Annotated in this window: 28 protein-coding genes; 26 read left to right on the top strand and 2 right to left on the bottom strand. The window is 63.7% G+C overall.

Annotation, left to right across the window (positions count from 1 at the left end; all coding sequences use genetic code 11):
- Window positions 1-31: 31 nt before the first annotated feature.
- On the bottom strand, window positions 32-490 hold the full coding sequence (locus GTA51_RS05650; protein ID WP_160959401.1) for a CBS domain-containing protein: 459 nt from the start codon (window positions 488-490) through the stop codon (window positions 32-34).
- A 147-nt stretch (window positions 491-637) separates the two neighbouring features.
- Here GTA51_RS05650 and GTA51_RS05655 point away from each other — a divergent pair, with 147 nt between their 5' ends.
- The 19 genes from GTA51_RS05655 to GTA51_RS05745 all read left to right on the top strand — a co-directional run bounded on the left by GTA51_RS05655 (window position 638) and on the right by GTA51_RS05745 (window position 17675).
- Window positions 638-1297, top strand: coding sequence for a protein-L-isoaspartate(D-aspartate) O-methyltransferase (locus tag GTA51_RS05655; protein WP_160959500.1), 660 nt, complete (start codon window positions 638-640; stop codon window positions 1295-1297).
- 22 nt (window positions 1298-1319) lie between these two features.
- Window positions 1320-2213 carry an Mrp/NBP35 family ATP-binding protein gene (locus GTA51_RS05660; protein WP_160959402.1) on the top strand — a complete coding sequence of 298 codons (894 nt, stop codon included), beginning with the start codon at window positions 1320-1322 and terminating at the stop codon, window positions 2211-2213.
- Window positions 2214-2431: 218 nt separating this feature from the next.
- Window positions 2432-2989, top strand: coding sequence for a CDP-diacylglycerol--glycerol-3-phosphate 3-phosphatidyltransferase (pgsA, locus tag GTA51_RS05665; RefSeq protein ID WP_160959404.1), 558 nt, complete (start codon window positions 2432-2434; stop codon window positions 2987-2989).
- Window positions 2990-3042: 53 nt separating this feature from the next.
- Window positions 3043-3399, top strand: a complete 357-nt coding sequence (locus tag GTA51_RS05670) for a hypothetical protein (RefSeq protein WP_160959405.1) — start codon at window positions 3043-3045, stop codon at window positions 3397-3399.
- A gap of 1 nt (window position 3400) precedes the next feature.
- Complete coding sequence (locus GTA51_RS05675; protein WP_160959407.1) at window positions 3401-3739, top strand: FtsB family cell division protein; 339 nt, start codon at window positions 3401-3403, stop codon at window positions 3737-3739.
- A complete protein-coding gene (locus GTA51_RS05680) occupies window positions 3729-4832 on the top strand; it encodes a tetratricopeptide repeat protein (protein WP_160959408.1) in 1104 nt (367 codons plus the stop codon). Before GTA51_RS05675 ends, GTA51_RS05680 begins: the two co-directional genes overlap by 11 nt.
- Window positions 4833-4899: 67 nt before the next feature.
- Window positions 4900-5775, top strand: coding sequence for a hypothetical protein (locus tag GTA51_RS05685; RefSeq protein WP_160959410.1), 876 nt, complete (start codon window positions 4900-4902; stop codon window positions 5773-5775).
- Window positions 5776-5943: 168 nt separating this feature from the next.
- On the top strand, window positions 5944-6957 hold the full coding sequence (gene fbp / locus GTA51_RS05690) for a class 1 fructose-bisphosphatase (RefSeq protein ID WP_160959412.1): 1014 nt from the start codon (window positions 5944-5946) through the stop codon (window positions 6955-6957).
- Window positions 6958-6963: 6 nt separating this feature from the next.
- Window positions 6964-8079 carry a tRNA (adenosine(37)-N6)-threonylcarbamoyltransferase complex transferase subunit TsaD gene (tsaD, locus tag GTA51_RS05695; protein WP_160959413.1) on the top strand — a complete coding sequence of 372 codons (1116 nt, stop codon included), beginning with the start codon at window positions 6964-6966 and terminating at the stop codon, window positions 8077-8079.
- Between the two features lie 122 nt (window positions 8080-8201).
- Complete coding sequence (trxA, locus tag GTA51_RS05700; protein ID WP_160959415.1) at window positions 8202-8522, top strand: thioredoxin; 321 nt, start codon at window positions 8202-8204, stop codon at window positions 8520-8522.
- A gap of 3 nt (window positions 8523-8525) precedes the next feature.
- Window positions 8526-9455 (top strand): thioredoxin-disulfide reductase, encoded by a 930-nt coding sequence (gene trxB / locus GTA51_RS05705; RefSeq protein WP_160959416.1) that lies wholly within the window; start codon window positions 8526-8528, stop codon window positions 9453-9455.
- Between the two features lie 189 nt (window positions 9456-9644).
- Window positions 9645-10382, top strand: a complete 738-nt coding sequence (locus tag GTA51_RS05710) for an outer membrane protein assembly factor BamD (RefSeq protein ID WP_160959418.1) — start codon at window positions 9645-9647, stop codon at window positions 10380-10382.
- Window positions 10383-10521: 139 nt separating this feature from the next.
- A complete protein-coding gene (locus GTA51_RS05715; protein WP_246197999.1) occupies window positions 10522-11373 on the top strand; it encodes a hypothetical protein in 852 nt (283 codons plus the stop codon).
- Between the two features lie 41 nt (window positions 11374-11414).
- Window positions 11415-13466 carry an elongation factor G gene (gene fusA, locus GTA51_RS05720; RefSeq protein ID WP_160959421.1) on the top strand — a complete coding sequence of 684 codons (2052 nt, stop codon included), beginning with the start codon at window positions 11415-11417 and terminating at the stop codon, window positions 13464-13466.
- Window positions 13467-13480: 14 nt separating this feature from the next.
- Window positions 13481-14533 carry an acyltransferase family protein gene (locus GTA51_RS05725; RefSeq protein WP_160959422.1) on the top strand — a complete coding sequence of 351 codons (1053 nt, stop codon included), beginning with the start codon at window positions 13481-13483 and terminating at the stop codon, window positions 14531-14533.
- A 7-nt stretch (window positions 14534-14540) separates the two neighbouring features.
- Window positions 14541-15143 (top strand): 16S rRNA (guanine(966)-N(2))-methyltransferase RsmD, encoded by a 603-nt coding sequence (rsmD, locus tag GTA51_RS05730; protein WP_160959424.1) that lies wholly within the window; start codon window positions 14541-14543, stop codon window positions 15141-15143.
- On the top strand, window positions 15089-15613 hold the full coding sequence (gene coaD, locus GTA51_RS05735; protein ID WP_160959426.1) for a pantetheine-phosphate adenylyltransferase: 525 nt from the start codon (window positions 15089-15091) through the stop codon (window positions 15611-15613). Before rsmD ends, coaD begins: the two co-directional genes overlap by 55 nt.
- A gap of 2 nt (window positions 15614-15615) precedes the next feature.
- The gene (gene miaA / locus GTA51_RS05740) at window positions 15616-16542 is read left to right on the top strand and encodes a tRNA (adenosine(37)-N6)-dimethylallyltransferase MiaA (protein WP_160959427.1); all 927 of its coding nucleotides are present in this window, start codon (window positions 15616-15618) and stop codon (window positions 16540-16542) included.
- The gene (locus GTA51_RS05745) at window positions 16539-17675 is read left to right on the top strand and encodes an N-acetylmuramoyl-L-alanine amidase (protein ID WP_160959428.1); all 1137 of its coding nucleotides are present in this window, start codon (window positions 16539-16541) and stop codon (window positions 17673-17675) included. The genes miaA and GTA51_RS05745 overlap by 4 nt, the downstream gene beginning before the upstream one ends.
- 320 nt (window positions 17676-17995) lie before the next feature.
- Here the strand turns inward: GTA51_RS05745 and GTA51_RS05750 are convergent, their stop codons facing one another.
- A complete protein-coding gene (locus GTA51_RS05750) occupies window positions 17996-18190 on the bottom strand; it encodes a twin-arginine translocase TatA/TatE family subunit (RefSeq protein WP_160959429.1) in 195 nt (64 codons plus the stop codon).
- A gap of 87 nt (window positions 18191-18277) precedes the next feature.
- Here GTA51_RS05750 and GTA51_RS05755 point away from each other — a divergent pair, with 87 nt between their 5' ends.
- The 7 genes from GTA51_RS05755 (at window position 18278) to GTA51_RS05785 (ending at window position 22083) form a co-directional block, all read left to right on the top strand.
- On the top strand, window positions 18278-18652 hold the full coding sequence (locus tag GTA51_RS05755) for a hypothetical protein (protein ID WP_160959431.1): 375 nt from the start codon (window positions 18278-18280) through the stop codon (window positions 18650-18652).
- 27 nt (window positions 18653-18679) lie between these two features.
- A complete protein-coding gene (locus GTA51_RS05760) occupies window positions 18680-19525 on the top strand; it encodes a hypothetical protein (RefSeq protein ID WP_160959432.1) in 846 nt (281 codons plus the stop codon).
- A gap of 118 nt (window positions 19526-19643) precedes the next feature.
- The gene (locus GTA51_RS05765) at window positions 19644-20345 is read left to right on the top strand and encodes an HAD-IA family hydrolase (protein ID WP_160959434.1); all 702 of its coding nucleotides are present in this window, start codon (window positions 19644-19646) and stop codon (window positions 20343-20345) included.
- Between the two features lie 72 nt (window positions 20346-20417).
- Window positions 20418-20729 (top strand): YggT family protein, encoded by a 312-nt coding sequence (locus GTA51_RS05770; protein WP_160959435.1) that lies wholly within the window; start codon window positions 20418-20420, stop codon window positions 20727-20729.
- A gap of 91 nt (window positions 20730-20820) precedes the next feature.
- Complete coding sequence (locus GTA51_RS05775; RefSeq protein ID WP_160959437.1) at window positions 20821-21417, top strand: DivIVA domain-containing protein; 597 nt, start codon at window positions 20821-20823, stop codon at window positions 21415-21417.
- A gap of 6 nt (window positions 21418-21423) precedes the next feature.
- Window positions 21424-21819, top strand: coding sequence for a DUF167 domain-containing protein (locus GTA51_RS05780; RefSeq protein ID WP_160959438.1), 396 nt, complete (start codon window positions 21424-21426; stop codon window positions 21817-21819).
- A 30-nt stretch (window positions 21820-21849) separates the two neighbouring features.
- Window positions 21850-22083: a DUF465 domain-containing protein gene (locus tag GTA51_RS05785; protein WP_160959440.1), complete on the top strand. Its 234-nt coding sequence runs from the start codon at window positions 21850-21852 to the stop codon at window positions 22081-22083.

Here is a 22083-nt window from a genome sequence, read left to right on the forward strand (position 1 = left end):
CCGGGCATGGTTTTCCCTGCGGTGCGCGACGTTATGCTTCCGCAGCAGCGCATTCAAGGCGTTCGGAGGCTTCCAGGGCGTCCATCAATTCAAGGCTTAGGCGGATAAAATCCGAGGCGGTGAGGATGCCGACCAGCTTGCCGCATGCGACCACAGGCAGACAACCATATTTCTGGGTCAGCAACACCTCGGCTGCCTGCCGCAGGGGCAGATCCGGGGTGACCATGGCCACGTCGGACCGCATGACCTCGCTGATCGGGATGCCGGCATAGATTTCTTCCTGGGTCGTGGCGTCGATGTCGGCCAGCCGGGACACCGAAGCGGCCAGCAGATCCCGGTGGGTTAAAAGGCCCACAAAGGCTCCGGCCTCGTCCACAATGGGCAGATGGCGGATGCGGGCTTCTTCCATGGTCTGCTTGGCCGCAAGTAAACTGTCGTCGTTGCGCAGGGCGATAAGATTTTCGGTCATAAGGTCGCGGGTGGTCAGCATGGGAGCCTCCTTGTATCGTCTCAAGGTCACATTGCCGGGGCCAGGCTGTCAAGGCGCAAGGCGTTGACTTGCAGCTAAAATTCTGTTTTCCAAGGAGGATCGAGCAGGCGGACAGGCCTTTATGAGGTCATGCCGCAAAGGGCGCAGATGAACGCAGCGGGGCCAAAGACGGATTTGCGGCGCAGTCGTGAGCGCATGGTCCGGGAACAGATCGAGTCCCGGGGCGTGACGCATCCTTTGGTGTTGCGGGCCATGCGCAAGGTTCCCCGGCATCTGTTCGTGGAAGAGGCGCTTTTGCCCCAGGCCTACGAGGACCATCCCCTGCCCATCGGCCACGGCCAGACCATTTCCCAGCCCTATGTCGTGGGGTGGATGACGGAACTGCTCGAAATCACGCCGGGCCAGAAGGTGCTCGAGATCGGCACGGGCTCGGGCTATCAGGCGGCGGTTTTGGCCGAACTGGGGGCGGATGTTTATACCGTGGAACGGGTCAAGGCGCTCTACGAACTGGCCCGGGCCAGGATGGACGCCTTGCACTACCGGCGCGTGCACCTTAAACTGGACGACGGGACGCTGGGCTGGCCCGAGCAGGCCCCATTCGACCGCATCCTGGTGGCGGCTGGCGGTCCCAGGATCCCCGCCCCCCTGGTGGCCCAACTGGCCGTCAACGGGCGCATGGTCATTCCGGTGGGGACGTCGCGGCGCAGCCAGACCCTGTGTCTGGTACGCCGGGAGAACGGGCGGGTCATTGTGCGCGAACTCGGCGGCGTCATGTTCGTGGATCTCGTCGGTGCCCATGGTTGGTAGCACCGCGGAAGGAGCCTGGATCATGCCGGAAACGACGTCCTGCCGGGGCTGTCCTGGCCAAGGGCCTGCCAAGGCAGGCCCGCGGGAACCCGACCCGCGCGATGGGCGCATCGGGGCGGCCTTGGAACGCATCCGCTACAAGCTCGTGGTCATGAGTGGCAAAGGCGGGGTGGGCAAAAGCTCGGTGGCTGTCAACGTGGCCTGCGCCCTGGCTGCCGGCGGGGCCAAGGTGGGGCTGCTCGATGTCGATCTGCACGGCCCGAGCGTGCCGCGTATGCTGGGGCTTACCGGGGCCATGCAGGCGGGCGGGGAAGCGGCCATCGTCCCCAAGCGCTTTGGCGAGAATCTGCTTGTTGTCTCCATGCAATCGCTTTTAACCGACCCCGATCAGGCCGTTCTGTGGCGCGGTCCCATGAAAACAACGGCCATCCGCCAGTTTATCGCCGACGTCGCCTGGGGCGATCTGGACTATCTGGTCATCGACTCGCCGCCGGGCACCGGCGACGAACACCTGACCGTCCTTAAAAACGTGCCCGACGCCCTGTGCGTCCTGGTCACCACGCCCCAGGAGATTTCCCTGGCCGACGTGCGAAAGACCATCAATTTTTTGCAATACGCCAATGCCAATATTCTGGGCGTGGTGGAAAATATGAGCGGGCTGGCCTGCCCGTATTGCCATCGGGAGATCGAACTGTTCAAAAAGGGCGGGGGGGCGGCCATGGCCCGGGACTACGGTCTGGAATTTCTCGGGGCCATTCCCCTGGACCCGGCCACGGTGGTGGCTGGCGACCTGGGCCGCCCGGTGGTGCTTCTGGAGGGCGACAGTCCGGCCCGCCAGGCCTTTTTGGCCCTGGCTGCGGCGGTGGCCGCCGCCTGCCGCACGAGCCTTGAAGCGGCGGCCTATCCCCGCCCTTGAGATTGTATTTGGGCTTGGTCATTCCCGCTCTGGTTTGCCAAGCTGCAACACGGTGCCTGCACGATTTTTGTTCCCCCCAAAACACAGGAATGTGTTCCGGGGAACGCGTCCCGAAAACCGGGCCCTGGCGATCCGGGTGGGATAAGGCTTTGACGCCGCCCGGGGATTGCTTTAATTGCCAGCCTGCGCCACGAAACCATTCAAGGGCTTAGCCACGCATGTTCAATCTCGCCAACAACCTGACCCTTGCCCGCATCGGCGCTGTGCCGATTCTTGTGATTTTGCTGTATTTCCCCGGCCGGGGGGCCTGTATTGCCGCCATGCTGGTCTTTATCGCTGCGGCGGTGACCGACATCATGGACGGGGTCGTGGCCCGCAGCCGCAACTTGGTAACCACGCTCGGCAAATTTCTCGATCCCCTGGCCGACAAGTTGCTTATAAGCGCCGCCCTGGTCATGCTCACCCGGCTTGGCTGGGTGGAAGCCTGGGTGGCGGTGGTCATCATCGGGCGCGAGATCGCTGTCACGGGCCTGCGGGCCGTGGCTGCCGATTATGGCGTCATCATCGCCGCCGACCGGTTTGGCAAGCTGAAAACCGTGTTGCAGATGATGGCCCTGTGCCCGCTGCTGCTGCACTTTCCCGTTTGGGGCTGGGACCCTGCGCCGCTTGGCTCCGTGCTTTTGTATCTGGCGCTGGTTTTGACGCTTGTATCCGGCGTCAATTACTTTTATAGTTTTGGCAAGACAGCGGCGTGGTCGGAAAAATCGGCCCGATAATTTTGGGCGCATGTAGAGCCGTCAGTCGGCAACCCCATTTACGATAAGGCGATATGAAAGCCAAAAACATTTCCAAGCTGGCCAGACGCCGGGTGCGTACCGCCCGTCCGGGACTGGGCAAGGGGGCGTGGGCCGGCCAGCGTCTCGACGACAACCTCGCCGCCCGCATCGAGAACTGCCTGCACACCATTCTGGAACTCGAACCGGACCTGGAGCGTCTCCAGTTCGGCCATTATCTGTTGCGCGATTTTAAAGTGCTCAAGATGTTTTTGTCCCATGTTGAAGACATCGAAGTGGAGGAGCAAGACGTGTTGCGCATAGAGGCTGCCACGGAAAATTTCCTTCGGGAATTGCGGGAACCGCTGGCCCAGTCCGATTCCAAACGTCCGAAGAAATACGTCGTGCAATGACATGATCTGGCGACGGTTTTTACTGACGGCCCTTATTTTTTTCAATATTTTTTTGCTGTACAATCTCATCTGGAGCGATAACGGCGTTTTTGCCTATCTTGAGCTCAAATCCCGTCACGAACTGCTCAAGCAGCGACTGAGTGCCGTCAACGACAAGTCCCTGGATTTGAGCCAGGAAATTCGCTGGCTCAAGACCGACAAGGCTTTCACCGAAAAAATGGCCCGGGCCCAGATGAATTATCTCAAAGAGAGCGAAATTCTCTACCAGTTTCCAAAAGACCCTCCAGCCGCCAAGGAACCGGACCGGGACAAGGAAGGGAAGCGGGCCGATGCTCAGTAAAATCGAACTGTACCGGGAAGTCCTGGAGATCGAGCCCAATTCCAAGGTCTTTTTTCCGCTGGCCCGCCAACTCGCCGAACAGAACCACCAGGACGAGGCCGTTGCCGTCCTGACCCGGGGCATTGCCTTTCATCCCGACCACCTGGAAGCCAAATTCCTGCTGATCGAACTGCTGACCCGGCAAGGCCGGGAAGAGCAGGCCCAGGAGGTCTTTACCGATGTCGGGTCCATGCTGTCCCGGTATCCCTCGGTCTGGCTGCTCTGGTCCAAAACCGCCGCTGCCCGGTCCAAAGATCCCTCCCTGGCCATGCTTTTTCTGGCCCATTATTTCCAGAACCAGACCCTCACCTGGGCCGATGTCATGGAACGCGGGCTGCAAAGCCTCAGCCAGGCCGCCGGGCAAGCCCGGGAAGCGGACGGGAACGATGAGGCCGGGCTGGCCCCGACGCCCCACGGTGTCGCCTCGGTCGAGCCGGCCGCGGCTGCGGCGACCGCTGTCCCGGCCGCCGGCACCGAGCGCGCGTCCCAGGCGATTTTCCCTTCCGATCCAATCGACGCAGCGGTGTCAGGTGCTCCGGCTGCAACGGTTGCCGCTGCTGCCCCCGCCGCTGCGCCGGTGCAAGCCGTGTCCGTACCAGAGCCTGCCCCCCAAGCCGTCGGCCACACCGAGCGGGAACCGGCCGACGGGCCTGAACTGCGCGGAGCCCGGGAAGTGCTGGCCCTGGCCGATATCCTGGATGCCCCGGAAGAACCGGCTGAACGCAGCCGCCCCCGGGCCGCCAAGCCCCGGGAGCAGGCTGTTCGCACCAAGACCATGGCCGCCGTGCTGGCCGGGCAGGGTGACACAGCCGGGGCCTTGGACATTTACGGCGAATTGCTGGCAACGACCCCGGCCGGTCCCGACCATGCGGAGCTCCTTGGGCTCATGGCGGCCCTGTCGCCGCCGCGCGATGTGGACGCGGGCGACCCAGGCCTCGAACTTCGGGACGATGCGGCGGCACCGGCGAATCCCCTAGGGCAGAAAGGCCCGACAAAACTGGTCAGTTTTTTGGAAGCCCTGGCCGGGCGTCTGGAAGCCCGGGCCGGATCGTAACCAAATCCCTGGCGGCAACGCCTGGAAGACTTCTCCCACCAATCAGGAACATCAAGAGGATACGTCCTTGAAACGCACTGCAATTGCGGCCCTGGCGGCCTGCTGCCTTCTCGCTTCCCTGACCGGCTGTGGCACCATGAAGACCAAATGGCGCGAGACGCGAAAGCTGTATCGCGAATACGTCAACACAGATCCTTCCATTGATTTCAGCGACGAAGGCATTTCCGACAAGGGCCTGCAGCGTCTGGCCGCGCTGTTTATGCCCGTGGACGAGCGGCTCATGGGCATGATGCGCGCCCTTGGCAGCCAGGACACCCCCCCGGAGCAGGAATGGGCGCAAGGGCTGCTCACTTCCTACGACTGGCTCTCGGGCGTCGCCATGGTGGACACCACCGGCCAGGTCATGGGCCAGGTGCCGTCGACCTCCATGCGCCCGCTTGATTTTACCCCCTTGCTGGAGCAGGCCGAGCGCTACAAGGTCCGCAAGATGGGAGCCCGGGTCGTCACCGACGAAATGGGCACCGTGGTCATGGTGGCCGCGCCCTTTTTCAAGGAAAACGAGTGGGCCGGCCTTGTGGTCGCCTTTTTTGATCCGCGAAATCTCGTGCGTTTTTCGCCCAATGCCGATGCTTTGGTCATTACTTCCACCGAAGGTCTGGTGTGGCCGGGTGCGGGCGGGCAGGGCGAAGGGCTGGCGGCGCTCAAGTGGGCGGAGATCCTTAAGGGCGAGGTCCAGGGCGACATCCAGGCCGGCGGCGGCCAGTACGTGTGGCAGGCCCGCTATGTCGGCCAGCTCGAACTGATCTATCTCACCGACGCCCGGGAGGCCCGGGCCCAAAAGCCTGAGCCGCCCAAAAATGCGGCACCGTCCCAGGCCAGCCCGGATATGCCCATTCCCTCGACCCAGCCTTTGTCCCTTCCGGCGGACCCGAGCGCGCCCTGATTGCAACGCCGACTTCTGGCCGGCGGTTTCGACCGCCGGCTTTTTTTATTTCCAACCCCGGAAAATCTTGTGGGAATTTCTCGCTGATTGTACGATAGTCAAAGGCCGCATGCCAAACGACCCGCACGCCCAGGCGTGCCCAGGCCATGACGGCGGGAGGAGAAACCTATGCCGCAGATCACTGTCACCGAACACCTGCTGTTGCACCAGAAAGAATCCCCCATGGCCTCCGGCCGGTTCACCCGGTTGCTCAACGATCTCATCCTGGCCGCCAAGATCATTTCCCGGGAGGTGCGCAAGGCCGGCCTGGTCGATGTTCTGGGTTTTACCGGCGAGATCAATGTCCAGGGCGAAGAGGTCCAAAAGCTCGACGAATACGCCAACAAGGTGCTCATCCACCGCATGGAGCGGGCCGGCGTGCTGTGCGCCATCGCGTCCGAAGAAAACGCCGATCTGGTGGCCATCCCGGATCAGTTCCCCAAGGGCGACTATTTCCTCATTTTCGATCCCCTGGACGGGTCGTCCAACATCGACGCCAACGTCAATGTCGGCACCATCTTTTCCATCTACCGCGTCCCCGACGGCTGCTCCGGCGACAACCTGTGCGATCTGCTCATGGCCGGGGCCAAGCAGGTGGCGGCCGGCTACTTCCTGTACGGCACCTCCACCATGATGGTGTACACCACCGGCCGGGGCGTGCACGGCTTCACCCTCGACCCCAGCGTCGGGGAATTCCTGCTGTCCCATCCCGACATCCGTACCCCGGAAACCGGCAAGATTTATTCCGTCAACGAGGCCTACTGGTCCTACTGGGACGAACCGACCCGCGAAATCGTTACGGCCTTCAAAGGCACGGACAATCCCAGGGGAAAGCCGTACGGCGGCCGCTATATCGGTTCCCTGGTGGCCGATTTCCACCGCAATCTGCTCTACGGCGGCATTTTCCTCTATCCGGCCGACCGGCGCGATCCCACCAAGCCCACCGGCAAGCTGCGGCTTTTGTGCGAGGCCAACCCCCTGGCCTTCGTCATCACCCAGGCCGGGGGTGCCGCCACCGACGGCGAGCGCGACATCCTGTCCATTGTGCCGGATGATCTGCACCAGCGGGTGCCGCTGTTTATCGGCAGCAAAAACGACGTGGCCAAAGTCATGGAAATCTACGGCCGGAACCGACCGGCCTGATTGTCCATGCTGTGCCTTGGCATTGAGACCTCCTGCGACGAGACGGCCGTGGCCCTTTGCGACGACGGCCGTCCGGTGCTGGAAAAATTGGCTTCCCAGGCCCGGTTGCACGCTGTTTTTGGCGGCGTGGTGCCGGAGTTGGCCTCACGGGAACATCTGCGCTGCCTGGGGCCGCTTTTGGACGCGCTTTTCGCCGAGTCCGGCCTGACCCTGGCGGCGGTGGACGCCGTGGCCGTGGCCCGGGGGCCGGGGTTGCTTGGCAGCCTGCTCGTGGGACTGGCCGCAGCCAAGGGATTGTGCCTGGGGGCCGGCAAGCCGCTGATTGGCGTGGACCACCTCCACGCCCACTTGATGGCCGCAACCCTTGGCCGCGCGGTGGCCTATCCGGCCCTGGGGCTGCTGGTCTCGGGCGGGCATACCCAGATCGTGCGCCTGGATGGCCCGCTGGCCATGACCGTCCTTGGCCGCACCATCGACGACGCGGCCGGCGAGGCCTTTGACAAGGCGGCCAAGTCGCTCAACCTGCCGTATCCGGGCGGTGTCTATATTGACGTGCTCGGCCGGGGCATTGCCCCTGACCGCACGCTCTTTCCGCGCCCGTATCTTGACAACGACCATCTCAATTTCAGTTTCAGCGGCTTAAAAACCGCCGTGGCCGCCTACGTGGCCGCCCATCCCGAACTGCGCACCCCGGCCATGCCCGACGCCGTCGGCCCCATCGACCCCGAGGCCTGGCCCATGGCCTTGCGCCGGGTTTGCGCTTCGCTCAATTTTGCCATAGCCGAAACGCTGCGGGTCAAGCTTGTGCGGGCCATGGACGGGCAACCGGCCCCGGTTGCCTCCCTGTTGGCTGCCGGCGGGGTGGCCGCCAACGGCCCCATCCGGGCCATGCTGGCCGAGGTGGCCGCCCGACGCCGCGTGCCGCTGTATCTGCCCGAGCCTGTTCTTTGTGCCGACAACGCCACCATGATCGCGGCCACGGGCTGTTTGCTGGGCCGGGCCGGTCTGACCCACGATCTGTCCCTGGCCCCCATTCCCCGGGGGCGAAAGGTGCCCTGGGACTACCAAACCGCACCGCCTGCAGCGGCGGGATCGGTTGACAGCCGGTCCGTGCCGCAATAGGTTTAAAAAATTACGGACCCTGCTCCCGAGGTTCCCGGCGGCCTTGTTGCGGCCGCGTTGCCAACGAACAGCAAAAACCCGGCCGCCCTGCGGTCGGCCAAGACACCGAAAGGAGTGCATCCATGGCCATCCAACTGAGCGACGCCAACTTCGAAGCCGAAGCCCTGCAGTGCGACCTGCCCGTCCTGGTGGATTTCTGGGCCCCCTGGTGCGGACCCTGCCGCGCCATGGGACCGGTCATTGACGAGCTGGCCAACGAATATACCGGCCAGGTCAAAGTGGCCAAAATGAACGTGGACGAGAATCCCAGCACCCCGAGCAAGTACGGCATCCGCGCCATCCCCACCCTGATCCTCTTCAAGGGCGGCGAAGTGGTGGAGCAGATCACCGGTGCGGTGTCCAAAAGCAGCATCAAGGAAATGCTGACCCAGAAGGCGATCTAGTCCATGAAACGGTACGACGCCGTCGTGATCGGGGGCGGTCCGGCTGGCATAACGGCCGCCCTGTATCTGGCCCGGTCCGACGTGTCCGTGGCGCTGGTGGAAAAACTCTCGCCGGGCGGCCAGATGCTCATGACCCATCTGATCGAGAATTATCCCGGTTTCCCTGAGGGAATCGAGGGCTGGAAGCTGGCCGACGCCATGGCCGCCCATCTGGGCCATTACGAGATCGACCGGATCAATGACGAGGTTTCGGCCATTGACTCTGCCGACGGCCTCCACCGTATCCATGTGGGCGGCGAGGTCGTCGAGGCCAAGGCCGTGATCCTGTGCACCGGTGCCCGGTACAAACGGGTGGGCATTCCGGGCGAGAAGGAATTCGTCGGCCGGGGCGTGTCCTATTGTGCCCTTTGCGACGGGAACTTTTTCCGGGGGCAGACCGTGGCCGTCATCGGCGGCGGTAACTCGGCCCTGGAAGAATCCCTCTACCTGTCCCGGCTGGTCAAAAAACTCTACCTCATCCACCGCCGCGACGATTTTCGTGGCCAGAAATGCTTTCAGGACCGCTGTTTCTCCAGTCCGGTCATCGAAGTGCTGCGCTCGACGGTCGTGTGCTCCATCTCTGGTGGGGACGGCGTGACCGGCATCGAGGTGCGCGACGTCAAATCCGGCGAATGCAGGACCTTGCCTGTCGATGGCGTGTTCGTGTTCGTGGGCTTTGAACCCCAGGGAGACTTTTATCCCCGGGGCCTGACCCGTGACGATCAGGGTTTTATCCTGGCCGATGCGGAGATGCGCACCAGCATCGACGGCATGTTCGCCGCTGGCGATATCCGATCCAAATCCTGCCGCCAGGTGGCCACGGCCGTCGGTGACGGCGCTGTCGCCGCCCATGCGGCGTACGCCTACATCAGTACGCGGTTTCCGCAAGGCTGACACCCGGACCCGTCAGGCCATGCCGCCCAGGCGGCGGGCCGGATGGGTTCGGCTTTTTTACGTTGTGCCCGTCTGGGCCATTTGGTAAGAGGACGCGCATCGAGACGCCGGGACTGTTCGCCGCATCTGGCAACGTCCCGTACGCCGCATGGCGCCCGGCCAGGACCGGGCCATATCCGGGAATATACCATGAATGTGATGTTGCGCCGTTTTCTGCCCTTGGGCTGCCTGCTGCTGTTTCTTGGCGGCTGCGCCGGCTTGGTCGATTACTACTTCCTGCCGCCGCCCGAGGACACCGCTCAAGAGCTCTACGAAGCCGGGCGCCAATCCATGTCGGAGAAAGACTACTACGGGGCCGTGGGCTATTTCATGAAGCTCAAGGACCGCTACCCGTTTAGCCCCTACACCCCCATGGGCACCGTGGCTCTGGCTGATGCCTACTTCCTTACCGAAGAATATGGCATGGCAGCCGAGACTTACAAGGAATTCGAGTCGGTGCACCCGCGCAGCGAAGAAATTCCCTACGTCCTTTACCAGATCGGCGTTTCCAATTTCAAGCGCTCCGAATCCATCGACATGCCCCAGAACAACCTCCAGGAAGCCATCCAGTATTTCTATCTGCTGGAACAGACCTTCCCGGACACCGACTACGGCAAGGAAGCGGCCGATTACATCCGCCGTTGCCGCAAGCGCATGGCCGAACATGAGCTTTTTGTGGCCGACTTCTACTGGCGTACCAGCCAGTACGGAGCAGCCTGGAAGCGCTACATGTACACGGTGGAAAACTTTAAGGAACTTGAGGAAGTCATCGAATACGCCAAGCTGCGTTCCGAGCTGTCCTACCTTGAATACCAAAAGACCCTGACCGAATCCGAACGCCAGGCCATCGAAGGCAGTTGGAAACACTGGGCCAAACGCTGGTTGTAATGACCCGCCCCTGGAGAACCCGTATTTCCAGGGAAATCCGGCAGCAAAACGGGGTGGCCTGCCGCCCCGTTTGTGTTTGCCAGGCAGGACAGCCATGAACCCTCCGGCTTCCCTTTCCCCAGGCCAGTGGCCAATGGCCATGGAACAGGGCCGCGTTGCCGATGCGGCCTTTGCCGCGGCCTATGCCCGTTCAACCGATCTGCAGCGCGCCTGGACCAAAACCGGTCTGGCCGCTGTCTTTGCCGCGCTTGGCGGCCCGATGCCGGCCAGCCGGCAACGGCGCGAGGTTCTCGGCCACGATCTCGATCTGACCGCAGCCGACGCCCCGCTGGACTATGTCATTGTCCTTTGCGGCCGGGATTTCCTGTCGCCGGCCCGACTGGTTGCGGCCGTGGTCCCGGCCCTGTGCGCCCGGGCCCGCGATGTTGCCGCCGTGCGGGTGGGCGGTGCCTGGCCCAAGCCGCTTTTGACCGCGCTGGAACTGTGCGGCGTAGAAACTGCCTGCCGCGTCACCTCCCGCGACCTGACCGGACTTTGGGCCGAGCTGCCGTCCAAGGGCAGGGGGGCGGTGGTGGTTCTGGGCGACGTGGCCCTGCCGGCCGGACTGCCGGCGGCCCTGGCGGTCCACACCGCCCGCATTGCCGGTCGAGCCGGTATTTTTGACCGGGATGGCACCGGCTTTGACGCCGACGCCCTTTCTTTTGCCCACCCGGACATGGCTTTTTTTGCCCACAGCGGGCCGTGCCCCGAGCTGCCGTCCTTTGCCGCCGGCCAGGGCGATCTGGCCCAGGCGGCCGCATGCGGCTACGATGTCGTGTACGCGGCCTCGGATCAGTTGCCCCAGGCGCTGGCGGTTGCGCCCCTGGCCCTTGGCCCTGGCCGGGAGACCTTCTGGCTGTGGCCCCAGTTGCCCCCGCAAGTCCTGCGTGTTCGCCGGTTGGGCGCTGCCGTGGCGGCCCTCGAGGCCGAACCGGCCCCGCAAAACGATTGATTTTTGCCCGACGCAACCCTCTCCAACCCATCGGAGCGAGCATGAGCGCCAAAAAGGGCATCAAGAAAAGCCGGCTGGCCAGTCTGCGCAACATCGGTATCATCGCCCATATCGACGCCGGCAAAACCACGCTGACCGAGCGCATTCTCTATTTTTCCGGCCGCATCCACCGCATGGGCGAGGTCCACGACGGCACCGCCACCATGGATTTCATGCCCGAGGAGCAGGAGCGCGGCATCACCATCACCTCGGCCTGCACCACCTGCGCCTGGAAAGACCATCAAATCAATATCATCGACACCCCGGGCCATGTGGACTTCACCATCGAGGTGGAGCGCTCGCTGCGGGTGCTCGACGGCGCGGTGGGGGTCTTTTGCGCTGTCTCCGGGGTGGAGCCGCAGTCTGAAACCGTGTGGCGGCAGTCGGTGGCCTATGGCGTGCCCAAGCTGGCGGTAATCAATAAGCTCGACAGGCCCGGAGCCGATTTTGAGGCTGTCCTGGCCGCCATTCGCGAAAAGTTGCGGGCCAATCCCGTGGCTGTGACCATCCCGGTGGGGCAGGGACCGGAACTGGCCGGCATCATTGATCTGGTCACCATGGAAAGGCTGCACTTCGAGACGGGCGGCGGCAGCGGGGAAGTCCGGCGCGCCGCGCTTACGCCGGCTGAGGCCGAACTGGCCGGCCCGTGGCGGGAGAAGCTGGTGGAGGCGGCCTGCGAATACGACGAGGAACTCGTTACCGCCTATCTTTCCGGCGACCCCATTGACGCCGCCGCCCTGGTTGCCGCTGTGCGCCGGGGGGTGATCGGCCAATCCCTGGTCCCGGTCTTTGCCGCTTCGGCGCTGAAAAACATCGGCGTCCAGCCGGTGCTCGACGGTGTGCTGGCCTATCTGCCAAGCCCGCTGGATCGCGAAGGCGCGGTGGGGATCGATCCCGACACCAAGAGTGCAATCACCTTTCCCCCGGACACTGCTGCCCCGCTGGCGGCCCTGGTTTTCAAGGTCAGCATGGAGACGGGTCGGCGCCAGGTCTTTGCCCGGGTTTATTCCGGTCGCCTCGAAGCCGGCAAGGACGTGTACAACGCCACCCGGGGCGAAATCGAACGTCCGGCGCGGCTCTTTCATCTCCATGCCGGCCACCGTGAAAAGGCCGAAATCGCCGAGCCGGGCGAAATCGTCGCCATCGCCGGCCTGCGCCGGGCCGCCACCGGCGATACGTTGTGTGCCCGGGAAACCCCTATTTTGCTCGAAACCATCGCCGGCTACAAACCGGTCATCAGTTTGGCGCTTGAGCCGCGAAACGCCGAGGAGACCGAACGCCTCCAAGAAGTCCTCGACAAACTGACCGAAGAAGACCCCACCCTGACGCTCACCCACGACGTCGATACCGGCCAGATGATTCTGTCCGGCATGGGGGAACTGCATCTCGATGTGGTCCTGGAGCGGGCGCGCCGGGAATACGGCGTCGCGCCCCGGGCCGGCAAGCCGCAGGTGGTCTATCAGGAAACGGTCACGGCCCAAGGGACGGGCGAGGGCGAATTCGAGCGGGAACTGGGCGAGCGGATACACCACGGCAAGGTGACGCTGACGGTTTCGCCGCTGCCCCGGGAGGCCGGGCGCGAGATTGTTTTTACCATCGACCGCCAAGCCTATCCGCCGGCCTGGAGTGCTGCCATGGCCGAGGGGCTGGAAGACGGCCTGCAAAGCGGACCGCTGGCCGGACATCCGGTCCAGGACGTTTTGGTACAGGTGACGGGCCTTTTCCCGGTCGAGGGCAAGACCACGGATGTGGGCTGCCGCATGGCTGCCAGCCAAGCCCTCAAGGCGGCCCTGGCCGCTGGCCGGCCGGCTTTGCTGGAGCCCCTTATGGAACTGGAGATCGGCGTCCCGGATGCCTTTGTCGGCGACGTGGCCGGGCTGCTGGGGGCCAAGGGAGCCAAGATCGAGAATCTGGTGGACCGGGGTGGGCACAAGACCATCACGGCCTTGGCTCCCTTGCGCCGGATGTTCGGGTTTTCTACCGATCTGCGCTCGGCCACCCAGGGCCGGGCCGGGATGACCATGCGTTTTCTCAAATTCGACCTGCTGCAATAGCTTCGCGAGAGTCCATGTCTGCACGTAGTCTGGTTTCGCCTGAGATTTCCAATCGCCTGAGTGTGTTGCGTTCGCTGCTGGTCATCTTCGTCATCGGCATCCACGCCGAAAAGGGCCTGCAGGCCTATTACCCGGACATTCCTGCCCTGCTGCGGATCTATTTAAATATTGTTCCCCACAACATTTTCCGGTTGGCCGTGCCGATTTTTTTTGCCATTTCCGGCTATCTGTTCTTTCTGACCTACAAGCCGGACGTAGCTTCCTACGGCCGCATGATCGTCAAAAAAACACGCACCATTCTGATTCCGTATCTGCTCTTTAACGCCATCAGTCTGCTACTTATTTTTATTTTCAACAAGATTCCGTATATTGGCGACATCAATATGGTGCATCAGGACGGAGTCCTTGCACTGCTGTTTGGCCTCAACCGCTATCCCGTCAACTATACTTTGTGGTTTTTGCGCGATCTCTATATCTATTTTCTTTTGACACCGGTCTTTTATATTGTCACGCTGGAGATTCCGCTCCTTGGCTTGATCGTCTTCTGGGCCATCTGGATGTTTGTTCCCCAGGCCGGCGTCCCCATCGAACTCAGCGGGCTGCTCTTTTTTTACGGCGGCGGCATGCTCGCCCGGCTTCGGGTCGATCTCGACGGAGCCAAACACCTGCTCCTGCCCGTGTTCGCACTCTATCTCCTGTTACTTTGCGCCACGGCCTCTTACGAATACGTCAACGGCACGGTATCCTATTATCATCTGCTTTACCGCCATAGCATGATATTTGGTGTTCTGACGGTGTGGCTGCTCTCGGCCTATGCGCCGCTGCACGACAACAAGACGCTGCTCAAACTCGCCGGAACCTCCTTTTTCGTCTATCTTGTCCATGAACCGATCCTTTCGTATTGTATTTATGGAACCCGCTATCTGTTTAAACCGTCCGGCACCCTGGTCGGCATCGCCTATATGTGGCTGCTCATGGCCGTTGATTATGCGTTGTGCCTGGGACTTGCCCGAATACTGCAACGCTATGCCTCCCGTCTGTACGCCCTGGCCTCGGGAGCCCGGTAGGAGTTCTATGCGCATCATCGGCGGACAATTCGGCGGTCGCTCGATCAAGGTCATCGACGCCCCGGGCCTGCGCCCGGCCACCGGGCGGGTGCGGGAAGCCCTTTTTTCCATGCTGACGGCCCGGGGGGTGCGCTTTCCTGGAGCCGCTGTTCTCGATTGCTTTGCCGGCGCGGGGAGTGTGGGCATCGAGGCCCTTTCGCGCGGTGCGGCCTCGGCCGTTTTTATTGAGAACAACCCGGCCGTGGCCAAGGTGCTGCGGGACAATCTGCGCGGTTTGGGGATAGGCTCGCGTGCTGCCCGGGTAGTGGAGGCCGACGTGGCCAAGGCGCTCCCCCGGCTGGCCGGTAGGCGATTTGATCTTGTGGCCATTGATCCGCCCTATGGGCAAGGGCTTTTGCCGCCGACTTTGGCCAAGTTGGCCTCTGTGGGACTGGTGGCCGAGGACGGCGTTATCGTGGCCGAAATCGAGTCCGGAGCCGAGTTGGCTGCGGGCGACGTCCCACCGACGTTTGATTGCCTGATCGACCGGACCTACGGTCAAACAAGGATTATTGTATGGACGCTGGTAAACCCTGCCTCGCCGTCTACCCCGGAACCTTCGATCCCCTGACCAACGGCCATGTCTCCCTGGTGCGCCGGGCCGCCATGATTTTTGGCACGGTGGTCGTGGCCGTGGCCGGGGACTCCCATAAAACGCCGCTGTTTTCGCTCCAGGAGCGCATGGACATTGCCGAGACCGTCTTTGCCAAGGACAGTCGCGTGCTGGTCGAAGGCTTTCAGGGGCTGCTGGTTAACTACGTCAAATCGCGCCAGGCCAATGTAATCCTGCGCGGTATGCGGGCGGTTTCCGATTTTGAATTCGAGTTCCAGATGGCGCTTATGAACCGTAAGCTCGACCGCACCATCGAAACCGTCTTTATCATGACCGATTACAAGTGGCTCTACATCAGTTCCACCATTGTCAAAGAAGTGGCCAAGCACGGCGGCGACATCCGGGGCATGGTGCCGGATGTCGTGCGCGAGCGCATGCTGGCCAAGTTTGGCCTGACTCCACCGCCAAACGGCACCAGGGAGGGCTGAGCGTGGCCGGCGCACGCGTGGTCTGCCTGCTCGGGGCCACCGGAACGGGCAAGACCGAGGCTGCCATCGCCCTGGCTGCCGCCTTTGATGGCGAAGTGGTCAACGTGGATTCACGTCAGGTCTATGCCGGCATCCCGATCATAACCGCCCAGCCCACCCCGGACGAACTGGCCCGCTGCCCGCACCATCTCTACGGCGACACGCCGCTGGACAAGACTGTTGCGGCCGGCGATTTCGCGGTGCGGGCCAGGGCCGCCGCTGCCGCCATCCATGCCCGGGGCCGCCTGCCGCTCTTTGTTGGCGGCACCGGCCTCTATTTTCGGGCCATCCTCGGCGGTCTGGCCCCCATCCCGGCCATCGCCCCGGATGTGCGAGCCGCCGTCCTGGCCGACTGGGAACGCCTGGGGCCGGCCGCCATGCACGCCAAGCTGGCCGCACTCGATCCGGCCTATGCCGCCCGCATCGCCCCGGCCGACCGCCAGCGCGTCACCCGGGCCTTGGAAGTGTCCCAGGCCACCGGTCGGGCCTTTTCCGACTGGCACAAGCAGGGCGACCCCGATGCCCCGGATTACGACGTTGTCAAGATCGGCCTGTCCCTGCCGCTGGAGGAACTCATCCCCCGGCTGGCCCAACGCATTGAGGCCATGGTCGCTGCCGAGGCCGTGGCGGAAGTGGCGCGCGCCCTGGCCCGCTATCCGGCCGATGCCCCGGGCCTGACCGGCATCGGCGGCCCGGAGATCGCCGCCCATCTGGCCGGGGTGCGTAATCTCAAGGAAACCAAGGAAGCCTGGCTGTCCAACACCCGGGCCTATGCCAAGCGTCAGGCGACCTGGTTTCGCAAGGAGCCGGCTGTCCTCTGGCTGGCCCCGGGCGATCACCAGGGTATCCGCGATGCCGTGGGCCGGCATTTTGCGAGGCAGGGCGCATGAATCGCCGGCAACTTCTGCTCTTTCTGGGAGCGGCCGGGTTGGCCGCCGGCTGGCCGCAGTGGCTGCCGGCCGCCGTCTCCTCCGACGAACTGGCCGGGGAGGGCCAGGCCGAGCTGACCGGCGGCAATCTCGCCAAGGCCCTGGCCCTGCTTCTGGAGGCCGAAGCCAAAGATCCGCGCAACGACCGGGTCCAGGCCCTTTTGGGCCGGGCCTATTTCCAGCAAGGGGACGCCCGCACGGCGTTGGTCCATTTTTCGCTAGCCGTTCGCCTCAATCCCGAAGACACGCTGTCGCGTCTTATGGCCGAGACCATCAGCCAGTTTCCGCTGCCGGCCGGCGGCGGGGCGGGCCGCGAACCGGCTTCGGGCCGTACCCGGCCGTCGCAACTCGCCAGGGAGGCCCAGGCCGAGCGTGAAGCACTGCTCGGGGCCGCTGCCCGCAGCAAAAGGCCCGGGCCGCTGCGCCTGCTCATCGATCCCGGCCACGGCGGGACAGATGCCGGCGGGGTTGCCGCCGGGCTTCGCGAGGCGGATGTGACCCTGGATCTGGCCTTGCGTCTGGCCCGGCTACTGGCTGCCGCCCGGGACGAGGCAGCCATCCAGCTGACCCGTACGGCTGATGTATCCCTGCCGGGGTGGGCCAGGGCCGGTCTGGCCGGGTTTTACGGCGCAGACCTGTTTATTAGCCTGCATGCCGCGCGGGTGGCCGATCCCAAGGCGAGCGGCGTCATGATCACGAGTTTTGCCCGTGAGCAGTCCGATGCCCTGGCTGCCCTGGTCTGCCAGACGGAAAATGCGGCCTCTGGGGCCACGGCCTCCTGGGCCTCCCGGGGCGGGGAAGGGGTGTTTGTGGCAACGGTGCGTGAGGCGGCCGGGCAGGGGGGGCGGGTCCAGAGCCGGGAGTGGGCCTCGCGGCTGGCCCGGGCCATCCCTGCCGCTGGGCCGTTGCCGGTGCGCGGGGCGGCCACCGGACCCTTGCGGCTTCTGGATGAGGTCGAAGTGCCGGCTGTGCTGATTGAAGCCGGCTTTTTGTCCCACCCCGGCGACGCTGCCGTCCTGGCCGATGCCGACAAGCGCCAGGCCCTGGCTCAAGGGCTGGCCGACGCCCTCCTGACCGTGGCCCGGACCCTGTGAGGGGATGAGGGGAAGAAGAAAGGCAGAAGAGCCCTCCGGCGGCCAAAGGGGTGACCCCTTTGGAATCCCTCATGGAAGGCAGGGGGGTAAGGGGGAACGGCGGTGCTACGACGGTGGGTGGGGGCAGAACTTCCAAAGGGCGGGGCTCCTGCCGCAGGGTATGCTTGACGCGAGTCAGCGTTGCTCCGGCGGCCGGGTGGAACACCCCCGGCCGCCCCAACTGGGGCGAGAAAACGTGACAGGAGCCGGTATGGGGCGCAGGCATGAAAAAAGCCCCGGGAGACAGTCGCCCGGGGCTTGGGACGGCAGGGATCTGCCGACTAGTGCTTGTCCGTGTCGTCGTTTTTGGGCTTGCCCGGGGTCACGTCGATCTCGTCCGGCTCGCTGGTGGCCTTCTTGAAGTTCTTGATGGCCTTGCCCATGCCGGCGCCGATTTCGGGAAGCTTGTTGGCTCCGAACATAACGAGCACGATGACCAGAATGATGATAAGCTCCGGAAATCCGATTCCAAACATGCTGCGCCTCCGCAAGTGGGTTGGGCATGGCTTTACACGCGGCGTGCCGGCAGGTCAAGAAAGGCCGGGCTTCATGGACAATCCGTCATGCCCGGCCATGTGACCCGTCTGCCCGGGGAGGGCTGCCCGCATTGCCGGGCCGGTCGTTGCCTGTATGAGGAACACCTCAATCCTGGCCTGTGCCTGGCCAATCGTTGCGCCGTGCTCAACCGATTGTGCCGGGCGTTTGATGATTTCGTGTTGCGGGCCGACAACCTGGGCCTGACAGACGAGCAGGCCGAGGCGCTGTGGCAGGCCCGGTTTCCGGCCACCCTGGCCAAAGAAGGGAATTGTCAGGATTACCTGCCCGATGATACGACTTCCTTCCCGGATTGCGTCCATGCCGCTGGCGATCTGTGCCTGCTGGCCTTGCCGCTGTGTCCGGGCCGGTGCCCGCGTTATCTGACGCGCTGCGGCGCTTGAAACGGTTTACGCCAAAGGACGGTTTTCATGAAAGGTGCATCAGGCGACGCCGTGTTGCTGCATTTCCCCTGCCTGACCCCTGCCTTGGCCGGAGCGGCTGTGCCCGGCGTGTTGTTTCTCGATCCGGGACTGGGCGAGCCGGGCGAGCCCGGCCGGGTGCGCCCGCACGATTTGCCCCTTGGCGGCGAAGAGTTGGCGGGCTTTTTGCGCGAATTCGAGCGGTTGCGTCGCGAAACGAAAAATCCCAAGGATCTTGCCTTGCTGGCCGGCGCTGCGGGCGGGCATTTTTTTACCGATACCTCGTTTGCCCTGCGCGAAGAGCTGGAAGATCAGCTCCATCCCGAGCGGGTGGCCACTCGAAGGGCCAAGGCCGCCCAACTCGCCTTGTGTCTGGCCTGCGCCATCGAACAAAGCGTGCTTGAACTGGCCCAGTCCGGGGAACTCGACGAGCGCTTCCGCCTGGGCATGGCCGAAAGCCTGGGCCTTGAGGCCGGTCTGGATGATGACGACGATGACGCCCTGGCCCTGTCCGCCGCCCTTTCTGCGGCCCAGGGGATGCCCAGCGCCGCCGCCTTTGCCGACGAGTTCCGCCCGCCCTGGCACCAGCTTCTCTCGCCGTTTTGGGCCGTGGCCCCGCAGGCTGCCGGCCTGTATATCGATGATCCCGACATTGCCGCCGAACTGATCGACGCCGGCGTTGTCGGGGAAGAGGCTTCGGCCCAGGTCCTTTGCGACTGGTTTCCACAAGGCCCGCCCGAGCTGCCGCTGCTGGCCGCCACGGTGACGGGCTGGCGGCTGGTCGGCAAGACCCGCCCTGATCCCGACGCGCCCTGGCTGGACGCGTCCCGGCTGGTGCTGGTCGTCAAACCGTAGCGCAAGCCGCACGGCAGGCCTTGGCAAACCAGTGTAGCCCTTGGGCCGGCCTGGGGCCGACAGGGCCGGCCCAGGCCGGCCCGAGCGAACGCTTGCAGTCCCGAGAAGGAGTTTTCCGGTGTATGTGTGCAACCCGTCCACCCCGCCGCAGTTTTTAACGCGCTTAACCGGCGTCATTTTCGATTGCGACGGTGTGCTCGTCGATTCCCGTGACGCCAACCGCATGTACTACAACCTCATCCGTGAGGGTCTGGGCATGCTGCCCATTACCCCCGAGGAAGAGGCATACGTGCACATGCATTCGGTTACCGAATGCCTCGCCCGCATCATCCCGGCGCAGCGGCTGGCCGAGGCCGATGTGGTGCGCGATAATCTCAACTATGAAGACATCTTCCCGTATATTTACCTGGAAGACGGTCTGGTCGAGTTTTTGGAATTATTGGCCGGGCGGGGTATCCGCATGGCGGTGCATACCAACCGCACCAACACAACCGAGCGGTTGCTGCGCCATTTCGAGATTGATCGCTTTTTTGCCCCGGTGGTCAATGCCGGCAGCCTCAAGCGGCCCAAACCCGATCCCGAGGGCGTGCATTACATCCTCAACGCCTGGGGACTGCCCACCGAGACCGTGGCCTACATCGGGGATTCAGCCCTGGACGAGCGCTCGGCCGCTGCTGCCGGCGTCACCTTCTGGTCGTATAAAAATCCCGCCCTGGCAGCCGCCATGTTCGTGCCGGATTTTGACACGCTGCGCAGTTGTCTGGCCGGGATTGCCGCTGCGCTGCCGGGTCGCACAGCCGAGGAACCGGATTTGTCTTGATTAATGCCTGGCACTGTGCCATTTTTCAAGTAAAGCGCATGTGCTTTTCATTGCTTCCTGGAAGGAATACGCATGGATATCCTTGGCTATTTTTTCGTTGCTTTGGCCAGAGTGCTGGACATTGTCTTTAGCCTCTATTTCTGGGTCATCCTCATTGCTGCGCTCATGTCCTGGGTACGCCCGGATCCGTATAACCCTGTGGTCCGTTTTCTGCGGGCCGTCACCGATCCGGTTTTTTACCGGGTGCGGCGCTGGCTGCCGTTTCTGACTGTGGGCGGCATCGATTTGTCCCCCATCGCGGTTATCCTGGCCCTGCAATTTCTCCAGTGGTTTCTCGTCCCCACCCTTATGCGTCTTGGCGGCGCGGGTCTGGGGCGCCTGTAAGGTGGCGGTCGTGACGGCGGATGCCTCGCCATTTGCCGGAAACCGAAACGCAGCGGCGCGGCGCGTTGCCTTCGGGGTGGGTGCATAAGCCGTGACGCTGGACAAGATTGATCTGCTCGACCGGAAATTCTCCCGTAGTATCGGCGGCTACCGCCGCGACGAAGTGGATCGCCTCCTTGCCGAGGCGGCGGATTCCATCGGCCATCTGGCTGAAGAGAAAATGGGCCTTGGTCGGGCCAACGAAGCCTTGCGGCGCGAACTGGCCGAATACCGGGCCAGGGAAGCGACCTTGCGCGACACGCTGCTGACCACCCAGCAAATCGTGGACGAGCTGAAAATAAAGGCCAGGCAGGAGGCCGAACGCATTATCGACGAAGCCCGGGACCAGGCGGCGGCGCTGCTCGCTGCAGGCGAAGGGCAGGCGGCCATCCTTGCCGGCGAAATCGACGCCCTGGCCGCCCGCAAGGCGGCGCTTACGGCCCGGTTCCGGGATATGCTGCTGGCGGCCCTGGAGATCCTTGACGCCCAGGCAGAGCCGGTCCCTGGCCCGGGAGACGACGCACCCAGGCCCGAAGTGCCCGTTGCCGGGGACGACCGAAGCGTTGCCGCGGCGTCCGAGGCGCGGCAAGCGGTCGCTGCCCAGGAGAATCCTGACGGGCTTGATCCGTTTGCCCTGGCGAAACGGTAGGCGGCCATGGCGGCACGACGGGGCGCGGGGCGCGCGGGGAAGGCGGCCGACGGCCGGCCGGGGGAGCAGGGGAAGCTGGCGGACGGAACAGCGCCGGGCGGGGAGTTGCCTGTTTTCGCCCTCGCCGCCGGTCCGGGAGCCTGGACCCTGCGGGTGGCGGTCACTCCGGGCGGGGCCAAAGACGCGCTGGCCGGTTTGGCCGAAGACCGGCTGCGGGTGCGCCTGCGGGCCAAGGCCGTGGAAGGGCGGGCCAACGCCGCCTTGACCGATTTTCTGGCTGACCGCCTGGGACTCAAAGCCCGGCAGGTTACCATTGTGTCCGGGGACAAGTCCCGGAAAAAAACGATTCGCCTTGAAACAGAGTCCGAACCCGACTGGTCGGCCATGACCGAAACGGGTTGAGACTAGAACCGTCAACAAGGAGTCTGTGCCATGGATCAACGCGATCTGGATCTCGTCGCCAAGTACGGTGAAGCGGACCCGGAATTGAAAAGTCTCTATGAAGAGCATGTCGCGTTTGAAAAGATTCTGGATAAGATGGAGTCAAAGCCTTTTCTGACTCCCGTAGAAGACACGGAGCTGAAGGAGATCAAGAAAAAGAAGCTCTCCGGCAAGACTCGCATTGAGAATCTTTTGATGAAATATCGCAAGGCGGAGGACCAATAG

The sequence above is a fragment of the Solidesulfovibrio aerotolerans genome, assembly GCF_009856865.1.
GTDB classification, from domain to species: Bacteria; Desulfobacterota; Desulfovibrionia; order Desulfovibrionales; family Desulfovibrionaceae; genus Solidesulfovibrio; species Solidesulfovibrio aerotolerans.

Excerpts from the sequence above, each read along its gene's own strand:
- GTA51_RS05650 (WP_160959401.1), bottom strand. The coding sequence starts at position 490 with ATGCTGACCACCCGCGACCTTATGACCGAAAATCTTATCGCCCTGCGC.
- GTA51_RS05655 (WP_160959500.1), top strand. The coding sequence starts at position 638 with ATGAACGCAGCGGGGCCAAAGACGGATTTGCGGCGCAGTCGTGAGCGC.
- GTA51_RS05660 (WP_160959402.1), top strand. The coding sequence starts at position 1,320 with ATGCCGGAAACGACGTCCTGCCGGGGCTGTCCTGGCCAAGGGCCTGCC.
- pgsA (WP_160959404.1), top strand. The coding sequence starts at position 2,432 with ATGTTCAATCTCGCCAACAACCTGACCCTTGCCCGCATCGGCGCTGTG.
- GTA51_RS05670 (WP_160959405.1), top strand. The coding sequence starts at position 3,043 with ATGAAAGCCAAAAACATTTCCAAGCTGGCCAGACGCCGGGTGCGTACC.
- GTA51_RS05675 (WP_160959407.1), top strand. The coding sequence starts at position 3,401 with ATGATCTGGCGACGGTTTTTACTGACGGCCCTTATTTTTTTCAATATT.
- GTA51_RS05680 (WP_160959408.1), top strand. The coding sequence starts at position 3,729 with ATGCTCAGTAAAATCGAACTGTACCGGGAAGTCCTGGAGATCGAGCCC.
- fbp (WP_160959412.1), top strand. The coding sequence starts at position 5,944 with ATGCCGCAGATCACTGTCACCGAACACCTGCTGTTGCACCAGAAAGAA.
- tsaD (WP_160959413.1), top strand. The coding sequence starts at position 6,964 with ATGCTGTGCCTTGGCATTGAGACCTCCTGCGACGAGACGGCCGTGGCC.
- trxA (WP_160959415.1), top strand. The coding sequence starts at position 8,202 with ATGGCCATCCAACTGAGCGACGCCAACTTCGAAGCCGAAGCCCTGCAG.
- trxB (WP_160959416.1), top strand. The coding sequence starts at position 8,526 with ATGAAACGGTACGACGCCGTCGTGATCGGGGGCGGTCCGGCTGGCATA.
- GTA51_RS05710 (WP_160959418.1), top strand. The coding sequence starts at position 9,645 with ATGAATGTGATGTTGCGCCGTTTTCTGCCCTTGGGCTGCCTGCTGCTG.
- GTA51_RS05715 (WP_246197999.1), top strand. The coding sequence starts at position 10,522 with ATGGAACAGGGCCGCGTTGCCGATGCGGCCTTTGCCGCGGCCTATGCC.
- fusA (WP_160959421.1), top strand. The coding sequence starts at position 11,415 with ATGAGCGCCAAAAAGGGCATCAAGAAAAGCCGGCTGGCCAGTCTGCGC.
- GTA51_RS05725 (WP_160959422.1), top strand. The coding sequence starts at position 13,481 with ATGTCTGCACGTAGTCTGGTTTCGCCTGAGATTTCCAATCGCCTGAGT.
- rsmD (WP_160959424.1), top strand. The coding sequence starts at position 14,541 with ATGCGCATCATCGGCGGACAATTCGGCGGTCGCTCGATCAAGGTCATC.
- coaD (WP_160959426.1), top strand. The coding sequence starts at position 15,089 with ATGGACGCTGGTAAACCCTGCCTCGCCGTCTACCCCGGAACCTTCGAT.
- GTA51_RS05745 (WP_160959428.1), top strand. The coding sequence starts at position 16,539 with ATGAATCGCCGGCAACTTCTGCTCTTTCTGGGAGCGGCCGGGTTGGCC.
- GTA51_RS05750 (WP_160959429.1), bottom strand. The coding sequence starts at position 18,190 with ATGTTTGGAATCGGATTTCCGGAGCTTATCATCATTCTGGTCATCGTG.
- GTA51_RS05755 (WP_160959431.1), top strand. The coding sequence starts at position 18,278 with ATGCCCGGCCATGTGACCCGTCTGCCCGGGGAGGGCTGCCCGCATTGC.
- GTA51_RS05760 (WP_160959432.1), top strand. The coding sequence starts at position 18,680 with ATGAAAGGTGCATCAGGCGACGCCGTGTTGCTGCATTTCCCCTGCCTG.
- GTA51_RS05770 (WP_160959435.1), top strand. The coding sequence starts at position 20,418 with ATGGATATCCTTGGCTATTTTTTCGTTGCTTTGGCCAGAGTGCTGGAC.
- GTA51_RS05780 (WP_160959438.1), top strand. The coding sequence starts at position 21,424 with ATGGCGGCACGACGGGGCGCGGGGCGCGCGGGGAAGGCGGCCGACGGC.
- GTA51_RS05785 (WP_160959440.1), top strand. The coding sequence starts at position 21,850 with ATGGATCAACGCGATCTGGATCTCGTCGCCAAGTACGGTGAAGCGGAC.